Below are 14,813 nucleotides of genomic sequence, written 5' to 3'. Positions count from 1 at the left end.
CAACCGATAGACATGTCTCGACATGGTGATAGACCTCACGCAACGTCCGACAGCAACCTGTCGGGTCGATTCAGCCGACGAGGATTTCTCGCAGCCGCCGGATCCGGGGCTGCCGTCACTCTCGCCGGATGTAGCGGGAACGGCGACGGTGAGGGGCCGATCCGGATCGGTGGGACGTATCTCCTCTCGGGGCTCGCCGAGGCGCTGGGGGCCGGCTCCGAAGCGGCCGCCCAGGTCGCGGTCGACGCCATCAACGAGGACGGCGGTATCGACGGACGCGAGATCGAACTGGAGGTCCGCGACCACGGCGACGACCCGCAGGCGCAGGTCCGGAGCCTGGTCCAGGAGTTCGAAGCGGACGTGCTGCTCGGGATGACCTCCTCGGGCGTCACGCTGAACACCGGCCCGACCTGGGAACAGCTCGGTGTCCCGATCACGCTTACCGACATCGGGACGCCGTGGATAACGGAGCACGACACCGAGACCTACGGCAGCTACTACGAGGAGGACGGCACCGCCGCGGGGATCCCGAACCTGTTCCGGACGAACTCCCATACGGCCCACATGACGTACGCGATGGCGCAGTTCACCGTCGACAACTACCCGGATATCACCCGCATCGCGAACATGGGCCCCGACTACGCCTACGGCGAACAGACCTGGGAGTACTATCAGGCGTATCTGGACGGCCTCGGATTCGACTACGAGGTCGTCGAATCCCAGTTCCCCGAACTGGGATCGGGCGACATGACGCCGCAGATCACGAACGTGATGAACGCCGATCCCGAACTCGTCTTTACGAGTTTCTGGGCGAGCGATACGGTCACCTTCACGGACCAGGCGGCCGAGGCTGGGCTGTTCGATGAGGTCGTCGACGTCCTCGACACCATCGGGGCCTCCCCGGACAACTTCGAGGCGCTCGGCGACACGATGCCGGAGGGCGTCCACTACTCGGGTTGGTACTGGCCGGGCTCTTACGACACCGACGCGGATCAGGCGTTCGTCGACCGGTACCAGGAAACCTACGCGGATGACGACTCCATCACCGAGTATCCCACGTTCACCGGCGGGAGCACGTGGGCGGCGGTCCAGATCTACGCCGACGCTATCGAGGAAGCCGGCGGGACGAATCCCGACGACCTCATCGACGTCATGGAGGGGTACACCTACGACGACGACCCGCGCGGCTCCATCACCCTCGATTCCACTCACCACCAGGCGAACGCGTCCTGTGTGATCGGCGAGTCGTCCTTCGACGCCGACGTCCCCTACGACGGGGCCGGCCAGGTGAACATCGAGACCTACGAGATCGAACGCGAGGAGGCGCTCGATCTGCTCGAAGGTAGCGACCTGCCGCCGGGAATGTAACTCGGGGCAACAATGAGCTACGCATTCAGAGATCGGCTAGCGACAGCGGACAACACGACGTGGCTAGCGGTAGCCGTCGCTGCCCTGTTGCTCGCGGCGCCCTTCTTCCTCGGCGGGTTCCAGACCTCGCTTTTGACCCGGACGCTCATCTTCGCCCTGTTCGCCGTGGCGTTCAACCTGCTGTACGGGTACACGGGCCTGCTCTCGTTCGGACACGCGATGTTCGTCTCCGTCGCCGGATACACTACCGCGAAGACGGCGACAGTCATCGCGCCCGCGCTCGGGTTCGGCGAGCTGTTCGGCGGCATCGCGCCGGTCGTCACCTGGATACTGATACTGGCACTGTCGGTCGTTGTCGCGACGATCGTCGCCGTGACCATCGGGTACCTCTCGGTCCAGTTAGAGGAGATCTACTTCGCGCTTATCACGCTCGCGTTCAGCATGGCCATCTTCGTGGTGTTCCTGCAGGACACCATCGGCGAACTGCTCCACTCCTTCGGGCTCGGCGACGGCACCTGGAGTAACGGCTCCGACGGTCTCACCTTCCGCATGGGCGAGGTCCAGTTGTTCGGCTCCGAGTTCCGCCTGGTGAGCCTCGTCGATCCGTTCCACTATTACTTCCTGGCGCTTTTCATCGTGACGCTCGGGCTGTACGCGCTGTGGCGGATCGTCCGGTCGCCGTTCGGGATGATCTGTCAGGCCATCCGGGAGAACCCGGATCGAGCGAGGGCGCTCGGGATCAACGTCACCTACCACCAGTGGATGACGTTCATCATCTCGGGGATGTTCTCCGGGCTCGCCGGCGGCCTGCTCGTCTCGCTGTCCGGACAGGTCAACCCCGAAGCCCACGCCCACTGGTCCTTCTCGGCGGTCCCGGTCCTCATGACCGTCATCGGCGGTCCCTACTCGTTCCTCGGGCCGGTGTTCGGCGCGTTCGCCCACGAGTACCTGCGCTGGATCATCCGGCAGTTCCCGTTGCTGGAGGAATACTGGCAGTTCAGCTTCGGCGTTCTGCTTTTGATCGTCGTGCTGTTCCTCGACAACGGTGTCGCCGGCGGGATCAACCGCTTCCGCGCGTGGCTGGGTGTCGCCTCGACCCGCTATGCGGACGACGGCGCCGGCGGTGTCGTGGCGTTCACCCGCGAGACCGTGACGCATTATCTCTCGCTGGCCGGGGAAAAGCTCGCCAGGTAGCTTTCCTCGGCGGCTCGCTTCTTTCTGGTCCGTTCGGCCGATCAACGGTGGAGAGGCTCGGACGATTCCATCGACCGACCACACCCGAACGGCGGCGGTCATCGCGGGCAAAGACACAAGTCGGTACGGGAAAACACCCCCTGTATGTCGCTGTACTTCGAGGACCTGACGGTCGGCGACCGGTACGAGGCCGGCGCCTACACCATCGAGAAAGACGAGATCGTCTCTTTCGCCGAGCAGTTCGACCCCCAGCCGTTCCACGTCGACGAGGAAGCGGCCAAGGACTCGATGTTCGGCGAACTCGTCGCCAGCGGGCTCCATACGCTCTGTCTGTCGGTTCGGCTGTTCGTCACCGAGTTCGTCTCCCCCGAGGACGGCCTCCAGAACATGGGCGGGATCGGCATGGACGAACTCCGGTGGCACGCACCGGTGCGTCCGGGCGAGACGCTCGAAATCGAGATCGAGGTCGCCGACAGGACGCCCTCCGAGAGCCGCGACGACCGGGGGTACGTCGAGTTCGAACGGTCCACCTACACCGACGAAAAGGTGCTGTCGATGCGGTCGCACAACATCGTCCGGCGGCGGGACGCCGACCGCTGACGGCGACCGGCCGATCGATCAGGCCGCGCTGGCGACGTCCTCGGGCAGCGCCGTCTCGGGGACGACGCCTTCCTTCCAGCCGCGGGCGTCGTAGTACTCCCGGATGCCGTCCTCAAGGCCGGGCACGTCGTACGGGAGGTCGTCGTCCTCGGCGTCGAAGCCGCGCTCGTTGTTGAAGTGCCGTTCGAGCGTGACCGTTCGGGCGCCGACGTCCAGAAGTTCCTGGAAGTCCGCCCCGAAGAGCGCCTCGTAGCGCTCGGGCGACATGTAGTCTCTCGAGAACTTACAGACGACGCCGCTGTCGGCCAGCGCCATCAGGTTCTCCCGCTCGACGAGTACGTCGGCCTTCCCGGTCGCGCCCTCGGGATCCACCGCGTCCTCCTCGGGGACGAGGGGGTACTCGACCGAGTAGAAGGTGGCGTACATGTGGTCGGCGCCGCGGTTGGCGACGGCATACGAAAGGCCCTGCCCGTGGAGGACGCGGCCCTCGTGGGCGGCGAAGTCCATCCCCTTGACGGACCAGTTCTCGACGCCCAGCTCGTCGTGGGCGCGGTCGATACCCTCCGCGAGGGTGTCGCCGACCCCTTCCCGGTAGGCGATCTTCTCGACCAGCTCGTGGGTCAACTCGGCGTTCCCGAACTCGTCCTCGCTGGCGAGATACGCCGCGACGGTGTTGCCCGCCGAGATCGCGTCGAGCCCGTAGTTGTCACACAGCTCGTTGGACTTCATCACCTCGACGATGTCATCGATACCGGAGTTCGAGCCGAACGCCATCGCGACCTCGAACTCCGGCCCTTCGGTTTCGACGCCGGCTTCCCCGTCCTTCGTCGGGAGCTTACACGCGAAGGCACAGGCCGAGCAGGTGCCCTTCTTGTACTTTTTCTCCTCGACGGCGGCGCCGTTGATCCCCTCGACGCCCTCGAAGGACTGCTCGGAGAAATAATAGGAGGGGAGCCCGTCGACCTCGTTGGCCAGATCCATCACCGCGACCGTCCCCTGGCGTTTCATGATGTGGTCGTCGGTGGCGGCCTCGCGGTGGATTTCGGCCTGGGTCGCCGGGATCTCGATCTCCGCCGCCGAGTCGCCCTCGAACGTCATCGCCTTGACGTTCTTCGAGCCCAACACGGCGCCGAGGCCGCCGCGGCCGAACGCCCGTTCCTCGGTCGTCATGATCGAGGCGAACCGGACCCCGTTCTCGCCAGCCGGGCCGATGACGGCCGTGTGGTCGCTCTCGAGGCCGTGTTCGGACTCGATGTAGGCGGTCGTCTCCGGCACGGTCGCCTCCTCCAGTTCCGGGACGGCCTCGAACTCGACGCCCTCGTCGGTGACGTGGACGATCGTGAGCTCCTCGGCCGCGCCCGCCACCTCAAGGGCGCCGTATCCCGTGTCGGCGAAGTGCCGCGACATGAACCCGCCGGCGTTCGAGGAGAGCAGGCCGCCGGTCAGCGGCGAGACGCCGGTACAGTTCATCCGGCCGGTGAAGCTCATCTGGGAGGCCTGCATCGGCCCCGTGGTGAAAAACAGCCGGTTCTCGGGGCCGAGCGGATCGGCGTCGAACGGGATCCGATCGTGTGCGAGCTTCGTCCCGAGGCCGCGTCCTCCGATGTACCGCTCCTGTATCGGTCCGATGTCGGTTTCGGTCGTCGTCTTCCCGTCGAGATCGATCGTCAAAAGCGGGCCCTCGCTGTGTAACATGTCTAATACTCTGTCCGCCGACGGGCATAAATGTTCATCGGACGGACCGCGACCGACGCACAGTTTTTGTACCCGGCGGCGCACCGACCCGTATGGACGCCGCCGAGGGATGGTACGACGTGACGCGGCTCACCGACCGGAGCTACCGGATCACGGAGGCCGAAGCGTACGGCGCCTTCCTGATCGAGGGAACGGAGCGTTCCGTCCTCGTCGACGCCGGGATCGGTGTCGGGGACCTCCCCGATGTCGTCTCGGGGCTCGTCGGGACGCCGGTCACGCTCGTTCTTTCCCACACCCACTGGGATCACATCGGCGCAGCGGCCGGCTTCGAGGACGTACGCGTCAGCCCCGCCGAGTTGCCGGCCGACGGCCGGGTCGCGATCGACAGCCTGAGCGAGGAGTTCACCGAACGGCCCGCCCAGTTCACCGAGCGCTGGCTCGACGCCGGCAACGATTTCCCCGACGGCGTCGATCACGACGAGTACGCGATCGAGCCAGCCGACGCGACCGCGCTGCCGGCCGACGGGTCGATCGATCTCGGCGATCGGACCCTGGAGGTCGTCCCGCTACCGGGGCACTCCCCCGGCCACGTCGGCCTCCTCGATCCGGCGACGGCGACGCTCTACGGCGGGGACGTGGTCCACCGCGAGTACGGACTCTACATCCACTTCGAGGACTGTGACCTCGACGCCTACGTCGAATCGCTCCGTCGGCTCCGGGAGCTTCGGGACGAGGCGGCCTTCGAGACGCTTGCCACCAGCCACAACGAGCCACTGTCGGGCGGGGACCTCTCGTTGATCGACGACCTCCTGGCGGGACTCGAGGAGATCCGGGCCGGAAAGCGCACCCCCGAGCCCGTCGACACCGACTGGGGCCCTGCTCACTCCTATTGGGTCGGCGACTCGGAGGTACTCACGACGACGGATATCTGAGACCATGCAGACCGACACACACCGGATCCAATCGACGGACGGAATCACGATCAGCCTCCGGGAGCGGTCGCCGACCGACCCCGACTCTGCCGTCGTGTTCGTCCACGGGGCGACCTACGCCGGCCGCGCCGTCTTCGACCCCCGGGGTGCCCCGGAACACTCCTGGCTGGTGTGGTCGGCCGACGCCGGGCGGGCGGCGTTCGCCGTCGATATCCGCGGCTACGGCGACAGCGACCGCCCGCCCGCGATGGACGCCGAGGACGACGGGCAGGCGCCGCCGGCACGCGCTCCGGAGGCGGCGGCCGACGTCGCGGTCGCCATCGAGGCTGTCCGCGAGCGGTTCGGCTGCCCCGTCCATCTGGTGGGGACTTCCTGGGGGACGATGATCGCCGGGCGGCTCCTTACGGCCGCCGACGCGCCCGAGGTCGCCTCGGTAACGCTGTACGCGCCGGTTTTCGAGCCGGACCCGTCGCTGCTCGAGGGGATGCGCACGGACCCGCCGCCGACACGGACGGTGTCCCGAACGGAGGCCCGATCGCGGTGGAACGAGCAGGTCCACACGGACCCCCCGGCGGCGATCAGGGGCGGCACCGCGGACTCGGATCCGGTCTTCGAGGCCTTCTGGGCGTCGCTCGCCGCCTCCGGGCAGGGGGTCGAGGGACGGGACGCGATCGTCGCGCCGAACGGGACGCTCGCGGACCTGGCCGACGGCAGCGCCGGCGACCCGCCGTACGACCCCGGGGCGATCGACGTTCCGACGCTCGTCGTCCGGGGATCGCTCGATCCGACCGCGACGCGGGCGGACGCACTCTCCGTCTACGACCGGCTCGCCGTTTCGGACGACGAGGCCGTCTACGCCGAGATCGACGGCGGCACCCACTTCGTGCATCTCGAACGCCGCCGGAGGGCGCTCTATGAGACCGTTGAGGCGTTCCAGTCGGGCGTCCGCGAGCGAACCCGTTGAATCCGACGGCGACCCGCCGTTTCTTGTCGTCGCCGGTCGAACCAGCCGGACGATGGCGCCCACCGACGGCCGGAACGTCCTGTTCGTCGTCCTCGATACCGTCCGGAAGGACCACCTGACGCCGTACGGGTACGACCGCCCGACGACGCCGGTACTCGAACGTTTCGCCGATGAGGCACTCGTCTACGAGGAGGCGATCGCCCAGGCCCCGTGGACGCTGCCCGCCCACGCGTCGATGTTCACCGGCCGGTATCCCTCCGAACACGGGGCGACCCAGGAGTCGCCGTACCTCCCCGAGGGGGTCGGGACGCTCGCCGAGGCGCTGTCGGCCTCGGGGTATCGGACCGGCTGTTTCTCCTCGAACGCCTGGATAACGCCGTACACCCGCCTGACGGCCGGCTTCGAGGCCCACGATAGCTTCTTCGGCGCGCTGCCCGGCGGGGCCGTCCCGTCGGCGGCGGCCACCCTCTGGCGTCGGCTCGTCGACGGTCGGCTCCGCCCGCTCGCGGATCGGCTCGTCGAACTCGGCAACGCGCTCCACGAACGGCTCGCCGCCCGCGGGGCCGACTCGAAGACGCCCGCGGTCGTCGATCGCGCCCGGTCGTTCATCGAGACCGCCGACGGGCGATGGTTTACCTTCATCAACCTGATGGACGCCCACCTGCCGTACGTCCCGCCGACGGAACACCGCGCCGAGTTCGCCCCGGACGTCGACCCGACGGCCGTCTGTCAGAACTCGAAGGTCCACAACGCGGGCGTCCGGACCGTTTCTGACGCCGAGTTCGACGCGATCCGCCGGCTCTATGACGCCGAGATCCGGCACATGGACGCCCAACTCGGCCGGCTCTTCGGGTGGCTGAAACGAACCGGCCGGTGGGCTGACACCGTCGTGATCGTCTGTGCCGATCACGGGGAACTCCACGGCGAGTTCGGCCGCTACGGCCACGAGTTCGCGGTCTACGACCCGCTTGTCAACGTGCCGCTCCTCGTCAAACACCCCGATCTGCCGCCCGGACGGACCGGCGAGACGGTCGAGTGTCTCGACCTCTACGATACGGTCCTCGAGAGCGCCGCCGCGACCGACGCCCCCGGAGTCGTCGGCGGCCGGCCGTTCGAGCCCGAACGGTCGCTCATGTCGGAGGGCCGGGCGATCCCGGGCGGGGAGTACGCCTTCCTCGAATACCACCGGCCCGTCATCGAGCGCCGACAGCTGGAGACGAAGGCCGAACGGGCCGGGATCGGCCTCGAGGACCCGCGGTTCGACTCGCGGATGTGGGCCGTCCGGGGACCGGACGCGAAGTACATCCGAAACGAGCGGTTCCCGGACGAGGCCTACCGGCTCGACGACGGCCCGATCGAGGGGACGCCGATCGATCCCGAGGGACCGGTGGCCGCGGCGCTGTCGGCCGAACTCGATCGATTCGGCGCACGCGTCGGATCGACGTGTATGGACGACGACGGGAGCACCGACGGTACCGACGCCGAAACGACGGTTGCCAGGATGGACGCGGCGACGCGACGGCGGCTCCGCGATCTCGGGTACCGCTGACCCGGGACGGATCCGATATCGGTGCCGAGGGACATCAAAATACTACTAAGCGGGGTCGTCGTACCGCCGTCCGTGTCCGGAACCCACGCCGAGCAGGGGACGGAGGAACGTCGAGGGCGGGCGCTGGGGACGCTCGCGTTCGGGACGGTCGCGCTGTTGGCCGGACAGCTCGTCGTCTCGCCGCTTCTGCCGACGATAACCGAGACGTTCGGAATCACCTCCGGGACGGCCGGCGCGGCGCTGACCGCGATGTGGGCCTGCGGGGCCCTCTCGATGTATCCGGGCGGGCGGCTCTCGGATACGCTCGGCCGGCGGCCCGTGCTGGTGGTCGCCCTCCTCGTGGCGTCGGTCGGGCTCTGTCTCGCCGCCCTGGCGCCGAACTTCCCGACGTTCATGCTGGCGCTTTCGCTCATCGGCGTCGGGATCGGCCTCTACGAGCCGACGAGCATGGCGACGGTCGCGGATCTCTTTACCGCAAGACGGGGGCGGGCATACGGCGTCATCTCGGCCTGTTACAACGTCGGCAGCGGCGTGGCGGCTGGGCTCGCGATCGCGGCGCTTTCCGTCGGAAGCTGGCGGTCCGCCTTCCTCCCCGCGGTCGGCGGGCTCCTTTTCGTCGGCTGGCTGCTCCATCGGTTCCTGTCGGCGCCGTACACGCCGTCGTGGGTCCGACTGCGGCCGGGCGAGTCGTTCCGTCGGGTCTTCGTGACCACCGAGCTCCGGTACCTGCTCGTGTTGTTCTGTGTCAACATGTTCCTCTGGCAGGGCTCGATCAGCTTCTTTCCGACGCTTCTGCAGTCCGATCTGGGCGTCGCCCCGACCGCCTCGACGGTGGCTTTCGCCTCCATCTTCGCCATCGGCCTCGTCATGAGCCCGGCCGTCGGCACGCTCGGCGATCGGGTCGGCCACCGCCGTGTGGGCCTGCTGACCCCCGTCGTCGGGACCGTGGGGCTGGCGATCCTCCTCTTTGTTCCGACGGGGCCCGGCCTCGTCGTCGGGACGGGGCTTTTCGCGGTCGGGATGGTGACGTTCTGGCCGGTGATGACCGCCGATCTGATCGGCGCCCTCGACGACGAGACGATGGGCGCCGACTACGGGATCACGCGCGCACTCTTTTATGGGTTCGGGAGCCTCGGCCCGTCGTACGTCGGCTTCGCGGCCGAACGGACCTCCTTCGTCGTGGCGTATGCGGGGCTGGGCGGCTGTTTTCTCGTCTCCGCGGTGGTCTTCGTCCGGATCGTGTGGTTCGGTTCGACGGACGGGTGAGGGCCACGCTTGGCCTTCGTCGGGTCACCCGGTGAACGATCCCTTGCGGTGGAACGCCTCTTGCCGGCGGAGGTACTCGCGTTGGATCCCGTGGTATCCCCCCGGCGAGAGCCTCGCCGTCCTCGGGTCGCGTTCGGGACCCGGCACGCTTCCACGACGGCCTCACACTCCGGATCGGCCGCCGTCCGGCCGACCGACACGGCTTCGGGCCTCCGGTCGATCGGTATACGTCCCGTCGCTTACTCGGTCGTCGTCTCCTCGACGTCGAGTTCGCCATCGTGGATCTTGATCCCGTCCTGGGCGACCTTCTCGGCGAGTACCGCACACTTGATCCGCATCGGGCTGAGTTCGACCCCCAGCATGTCGATGATGTCGTCTCTGTCCATCCCTCTGACCGCCTCCAGCGAGCGGCCCTGCAGTTCGTTCGAGAGCATACTCGCCGAGGCCTGACTGATCGCACAGCCGTCGCCGACGAAACTCACGTACTCGATCGTCTCTTCGTCGTCGTCCAGCCTGACGAACATCTTGATTGTGTCGCCACACATCGGGTTCTCCCCGACGTGTTCGATGTCCGCGTCCTCGAGTTCCCCGTAGTTGCGGGGGTTCTTGTAGTGATCGAGGATCTGCTGGCGGTACATGTCCGATCCGATTCCCATTAGTACCGTTGAAAAGGGGCGTGAAACCCAAAAGACCACCGGTCGCGGGGTATGGGGGCCGACTACGCGAACAACTGTCTGGCGTCGTGGACCGCTTCGACGAGCCTGTCGATCTCGTCTTTCGTGTTATAGATATAGAACGAGGCCCGCGCGGAGGCGGCGGTGCCGAGCACGTCGTGTAGCGGCTGGGTACAGTGGTCGCCGGCCCGGATCGCGACAGCGCTGTCGTTGAGGATGCTCGAGAGGTCGTGAGCGTGGACGCCCTCGAGATTGAACGCGACCAGCCCGCCGCGGTCATCTGCCGGGGGGCCGTACACCTCGACGTCGTCCTCTTCGGTCAGCCGCTCGTAGGCGTAGGCCGCCAGTTCGGCCTCGTGGCGTTCGATCCGTTCCATCCCGATGTCGTCCAGGTAATCGCAGGCCGCCGCCAGGGCGATCCCCTGACAGATGATGGGCGTGCCGGCCTCGTACTTCCAGGGGAGTTCGTTCCACTTCGAGTCCTCGAAGGTGACCTTCAGGATCATATCGCCGCCGTAGAGGTACGGCTCCATCTCCTCGAGGATGTGCTGTTTCCCGTATAGGACGCCGATCCCGGTCGGCCCGGCCATCTTGTGACCCGAGAAGGCCAGAAAGTCCGCGTCGATCTCCGTCACGTCGACCGGGCGGTTCGGGACCGACTGGGCGGCGTCGACGGTGATGTAGGCGTCGTGGTCGTGGGCGATATCCGCGAGTTCGGAGACGGGATTGATCGTCCCGAGCGTGTTCGAGACGTGGACGACCGAGACCATCTCGGTGTCGTCGGTGACCAGCTCTTTGGCAGCCTCCATATCGAGCCGTCCCTCGTCGGTGATCGGGATGTACTTGCATTCGGCGCCGGTCCGTTTCGCGATCTGCTGCCAGGTGACGAGCGAGGCGTGGTGTTCCATCTCCGTCAACACGACCTCGTCGCCGGGGCCGAGTTCGTTGAGCCCCCACGCGTAGGCGACGAGGTTCATCGACTCGGTGGTGTTCTTCGTGAAGATCACTTCCTCGCGGCCGTCGGCACCGATGAACTCCGCGACCCGATCGTGGGCCTCCTCGTATGCGATCGAGGCCTCCTGGCTCAGTTGGTGGATGCCCCGGTGGACGTTGGCGTTGTAGTTGCGGTAATAATCGGTAATCGTCTCGACGACCGGCTCCGGCGTCTGGGTGGTGGCGGCGTTGTCGAGATAGACGAGCTGTGTACCGTCGAACTCCCGTTCGAGGATCGGGAACTCCTCGCGGATCCGCTCGACGTCGAGCGTCTCGGCCTGTTGACTCATTATTTACCTGTTGGGGTTCGAGGCTGGTTACTCCTTCGGTCGGGGCGAGCCTCCGGTTTCGCCGCTCGTACTCCGGGACAGCGCCCTGGTTACATCACATCCGGAGATACTGTGCGTGCAGCGTCCCCTCGAATTCGAGGACGTTGCCCTCCTCGACGAATCCGTGTTCGATCGCCGTCCCGACCGACTCGGTACCGACGAGGTTCGCGACGGCGGCCTCCGCGAGGCTGGTCGCGACCGCCTCGGCGTCGGCCTCCTCGCCGTCGTAGAACTCCGGATCGACGGTCAAGGAAACCTCGCCGTTCTCGAAGGTCTCACCCAGGATCTCGGCGTCGCAAACGGAGACCAAAAGTCCCTCGGGCGTCGACCGCTCCCGGAGCAACATCGCCGTCATCGCTCTTCGACGAGCCGGTCCTCGGCCGCACCGCGGATCTCTTCGGCCTCCTCGACGAGTTCCTCGGCGCGTTCGTCCTCGCCCATCTCTTCGAGCGCTTTGGCCTTCTCCTCTAAGATCTCGGCGTTGCGGTGGCCGAGTCTGAGCGCGTTGTCGAAACAGGAGACGGCGTCCTCGGCTAGCCCCCGTTCGAGCAGGAAAAAGCCCCGGTTGTACCAGCCCTGGGGGAACCGGGGGTCGATCTCGACGGCGCGTTCGGCGTGCTCGAGGGCCTTCTCGCCCTGCCCCGAGTTCCACAGCGCGTACGCGAGGTTCGTCTCCGCCGAGGCGGCGTGTTCCGAATCGCGGTCGATCCGCAACGCCTCCCGGTAGGCGTCGATCGCCGCCTGAAACTCCTCGAGTTCGGCGTGGGCGGCGCCCTTGTTGATCCGGGCTTCCTGTTCGATCCCGTCGTCGTCGGCGAACTGGGCGGCTCGCTCGAAGGTGTCGGTCGCCTGCTCGTGGCGGTTGATCCGCATGTACTCGAGGCCGACGTCGAGCAGTTCCTCGGTGTCGATCTCTTCGGTCGGGACTTGTCGGCGGTCGAGCGTATCCGAGACGACCCGAGAGTCGACCGGATCGACCATCTCGGGGTCGACGTCGAGTTCCGGCGGATCCAGATCGAACCCCTCGTAGGGGTCTCCGAAGCCCTGTCCCTCGGAGAACTCGTGGTCCCGTGGTTCGTCCTCAGTCATGCTCCAGTCTTGGCCACGAGCACTTCTAAGGGTTGTGTTGTCCGGAGGGCGGTGGGAACGCGGTCCCTTCCTCCCCTCTATCGTAGCGATCGGGGTATTGCTCCCCGAGTGAAGTAGAGTGATGCCGTCTACTCCGACTGGATCTCCGGTTCAGCTACGTCCATGTACTCACGCGCCCACGCGTCGATTTCGTCGAAGGCGGCTTCGAGTGCTTCACCTTTCTCGGTCAACCGGTAGTAAACGGCGATCGGCGACGCCCGCTCCGTTCGCTCGGTGACCAGCCCGTACTCTTCGAGAGTATCGAGTGTCTGCGAGAGGGTTCGCGAACTCGCCCCCGTCGATTCCTTGAGCTCGTTGAATCTCTTTTCGCCGTCCTGAAGATCGTAGAGCACGTTCAAACGCCACTGCGTTCCGATGACGTTCAGTGATTCGACCGTCGGACACACCGCCGGGTTCAGTTCGGCCAGTCGCTCGTCGTCAGCAGTCATTACTCGTTAATTGCGTTAATTGAAGAAAAAAGTGAAGGGTGCTCATCCCGGTGGATTGATCGCAGTAACGGTTACATCTTCGTCATCATACACTCGATGTATCGTCGAGATCGTATTTTTTGATTTTCGGAGAGGGTAGGTGTAGGTCCCTTCGCCGTTTTATCTGCTGGTTGAACGATATCGCGAGACCCCGGTATACCTCGGTACACCTGATATTCACAACTTCCCTCGGTAAAACATAATTTACTTGATAATTTATATGGGTGGCGCTCATCGTCTCGAATGCGATGCACGTAAAACCGTATTCGCGGCTGAAGCAAGGCATTCACAGTACGAATAGACAACTGACCAACATTTCAGTGGAGGTTGATAGCTGATGACGCTCGAAGCGACCGGGACCGCAGAGGCGTTGTTGATCGCTCGAACGCTGTTCGCAGCAGTCCTCGGATACCTCGCGCTCGGGAACTTGCTGGATCTCTCCGGAGCGATCGACTACGCTGCGAGCAAGGGTGCGCCCCTCCCGCGGCTACTGGTGCCCGCCACCTCATTCGCGTTGCTTGCGGGCGCAGCAGCCATCCTCATCGGTGCGTATCCCGCTCTCGGGGCGATCACAATCCTCGCATTCTTCATCGGCGTCACGCCCGTAATGCACGACTTCTGGAACGAAACGGGTATGCAACGCGATAACGAGGAGTATCACTTCCTGAAGAACGTCGGCCTCGCCGCGGGTGCGATGGTCTTTCTCGCACTGTCAGCCACGACGTGGCCGTACGCCCTCGGCATTGGGTTGTGGTGATTCCATGCAGGTCACGCTTACCGAGTTCACTGATCCGTTCTGTACGTGGTGCTGGGGTGCTGAACCCGTCCTGCGTCGTATCGAGGAGACGTACGGCGATCAGATCGACACCAGGTTCGTTATGGGTGGACTTGTCGCAGATTTCGGATCGTTCTCTGATGCCGCTAACGGAATCACGGAGCCTGCAGATGTCGCGCCCCACTGGGAGACGGCTGCGCGACAGCACGGCATGCCCGTCGATGCCGACATCTGGCTAACCAACCCACCCCGGTCGTCGTACCCGGCATGTATCGCCTACGAAGCCGCAGAACTTCAGGGAACCGACGCTGCCAACCGGTATCTCAGACGATTGCGTGAGGCAATCGCCACGGAACGCCAGAACATCGGCGACCGTGAGGTACTGACCGATCTCGCCGCTGACGTCGGTCTCGACGTCGAGCGGTTCCGGGCGGCGTTCGCCGGTGATCGGGCACGCGCGGCGTTCGAAGAAGACCGAGTACACTCCCGCGAGCAGGGCACGACAGTGTTTCCGACGTTTCGAGTCGAGGCCGGGGATGACGAAAGGCAGCTTGCGGGATCTCAGTCGTTTGACTCCCTGGCCGAGGCGATAGAGGCAGTCGCCCCCGATCTCGAACGGACGCCTCCGCGACCGCTCCCGAAGTTCGTTGAACAGTACAGCCCGGTTGCGACCCGGGAAGTCGCGGAGGTGTACAACCTCAGCGACGACATAGCACGACTGCGGCTCGAAGACCTCGCCTCGGCAGGGAGAATCGAAGAGTCGATTCGGGGAACCGGATCGCTGTGGAAAACGGTTGCACACGAAAACTCCGAGTGAGCAGACACGCAAACGACCGGCCGAATCGATCACTGAACCGA

The 14,813-nt window shown here is 65.7% G+C and carries 16 protein-coding genes; 9 read left to right on the top strand and 7 right to left on the bottom strand.

All coding sequences use genetic code 11. The features are described 5' to 3' along the window. The first annotated feature begins 12 nt into the window (after positions 1-12). The 3 genes from KM295_RS00765 to KM295_RS00755 all read left to right on the top strand — a co-directional run bounded on the left by KM295_RS00765 (position 13) and on the right by KM295_RS00755 (position 3,162). Entirely contained in the window at positions 13-1,368 is a 1,356-nt protein-coding gene (locus KM295_RS00765; RefSeq protein WP_256027944.1) for an ABC transporter substrate-binding protein, read from the top strand. 12 nt (positions 1,369-1,380) lie between these two features. Then, a complete protein-coding gene (locus KM295_RS00760) occupies positions 1,381-2,562 on the top strand; it encodes a branched-chain amino acid ABC transporter permease (RefSeq protein ID WP_256027943.1) in 1,182 nt (393 codons plus the stop codon). A gap of 144 nt (positions 2,563-2,706) precedes the next feature. Then, positions 2,707-3,162, top strand: coding sequence for a MaoC family dehydratase (locus tag KM295_RS00755; protein WP_256027942.1), 456 nt, complete (start codon positions 2,707-2,709; stop codon positions 3,160-3,162). 18 nt (positions 3,163-3,180) lie between these two features. Here the strand turns inward: KM295_RS00755 and KM295_RS00750 are convergent, their stop codons facing one another. Then, complete coding sequence (locus KM295_RS00750) at positions 3,181-4,857, bottom strand: aldehyde ferredoxin oxidoreductase family protein (RefSeq protein ID WP_256027941.1); 1,677 nt, start codon at positions 4,855-4,857, stop codon at positions 3,181-3,183. 92 nt (positions 4,858-4,949) lie between these two features. Here KM295_RS00750 and KM295_RS00745 point away from each other — a divergent pair, with 92 nt between their 5' ends. The 4 genes from KM295_RS00745 (at position 4,950) to KM295_RS00730 (ending at position 9,568) form a co-directional block, all read left to right on the top strand. After that, on the top strand, positions 4,950-5,789 hold the full coding sequence (locus tag KM295_RS00745; protein ID WP_256027939.1) for an MBL fold metallo-hydrolase: 840 nt from the start codon (positions 4,950-4,952) through the stop codon (positions 5,787-5,789). A 4-nt stretch (positions 5,790-5,793) separates the two neighbouring features. After that, positions 5,794-6,753, top strand: coding sequence for an alpha/beta hydrolase (locus KM295_RS00740; RefSeq protein ID WP_256027938.1), 960 nt, complete (start codon positions 5,794-5,796; stop codon positions 6,751-6,753). Between the two features lie 52 nt (positions 6,754-6,805). Beyond that, positions 6,806-8,302: a sulfatase gene (locus KM295_RS00735; protein WP_256028170.1), complete on the top strand. Its 1,497-nt coding sequence runs from the start codon at positions 6,806-6,808 to the stop codon at positions 8,300-8,302. 72 nt (positions 8,303-8,374) lie between these two features. After that, the gene (locus tag KM295_RS00730) at positions 8,375-9,568 is read left to right on the top strand and encodes an MFS transporter (protein ID WP_256027937.1); all 1,194 of its coding nucleotides are present in this window, start codon (positions 8,375-8,377) and stop codon (positions 9,566-9,568) included. 24 nt (positions 9,569-9,592) lie between these two features. Here the strand turns inward: KM295_RS00730 and KM295_RS00725 are convergent, their stop codons facing one another. The 6 genes from KM295_RS00725 to KM295_RS00700 all read right to left on the bottom strand — a co-directional run bounded on the left by KM295_RS00725 (position 9,593) and on the right by KM295_RS00700 (position 13,141). Further along, positions 9,593-9,715: a hypothetical protein gene (locus KM295_RS00725; protein ID WP_256027936.1), complete on the bottom strand. Its 123-nt coding sequence runs from the start codon at positions 9,713-9,715 to the stop codon at positions 9,593-9,595. A gap of 92 nt (positions 9,716-9,807) precedes the next feature. Then, the gene (locus KM295_RS00720) at positions 9,808-10,224 is read right to left on the bottom strand and encodes an iron-sulfur cluster assembly scaffold protein (protein ID WP_256027935.1); all 417 of its coding nucleotides are present in this window, start codon (positions 10,222-10,224) and stop codon (positions 9,808-9,810) included. Between the two features lie 62 nt (positions 10,225-10,286). After that, positions 10,287-11,525, bottom strand: a complete 1,239-nt coding sequence (locus KM295_RS00715; RefSeq protein WP_256027934.1) for an aminotransferase class V-fold PLP-dependent enzyme — start codon at positions 11,523-11,525, stop codon at positions 10,287-10,289. A gap of 94 nt (positions 11,526-11,619) precedes the next feature. Next, entirely contained in the window at positions 11,620-11,910 is a 291-nt protein-coding gene (locus tag KM295_RS00710; RefSeq protein ID WP_256028169.1) for a DUF424 domain-containing protein, read from the bottom strand. 5 nt (positions 11,911-11,915) lie between these two features. Further along, positions 11,916-12,653 carry a tetratricopeptide repeat protein gene (locus KM295_RS00705; RefSeq protein WP_256027933.1) on the bottom strand — a complete coding sequence of 246 codons (738 nt, stop codon included), beginning with the start codon at positions 12,651-12,653 and terminating at the stop codon, positions 11,916-11,918. A gap of 128 nt (positions 12,654-12,781) precedes the next feature. Then, positions 12,782-13,141 (bottom strand): winged helix-turn-helix transcriptional regulator, encoded by a 360-nt coding sequence (locus KM295_RS00700; RefSeq protein WP_256027931.1) that lies wholly within the window; start codon positions 13,139-13,141, stop codon positions 12,782-12,784. A 376-nt stretch (positions 13,142-13,517) separates the two neighbouring features. Here KM295_RS00700 and KM295_RS00695 point away from each other — a divergent pair, with 376 nt between their 5' ends. Together KM295_RS00695 and KM295_RS00690 are read left to right on the top strand one after the other, a co-directional pair. Further along, complete coding sequence (locus KM295_RS00695) at positions 13,518-13,937, top strand: DoxX family membrane protein (RefSeq protein ID WP_256027929.1); 420 nt, start codon at positions 13,518-13,520, stop codon at positions 13,935-13,937. A gap of 4 nt (positions 13,938-13,941) precedes the next feature. Continuing rightward, complete coding sequence (locus KM295_RS00690) at positions 13,942-14,772, top strand: DsbA family protein (RefSeq protein ID WP_256027926.1); 831 nt, start codon at positions 13,942-13,944, stop codon at positions 14,770-14,772. Positions 14,773-14,813: the final 41 nt, after the last annotated feature.

This window comes from Natronomonas aquatica, from assembly GCF_024449025.1.
In the GTDB taxonomy this organism is placed as follows: domain Archaea; phylum Halobacteriota; class Halobacteria; order Halobacteriales; family Haloarculaceae; genus Natronomonas; species Natronomonas aquatica.
The sequence above is the reverse complement of the archived record's forward strand: the minus strand, read 5'-3'. Positions and strand labels throughout refer to the sequence as shown.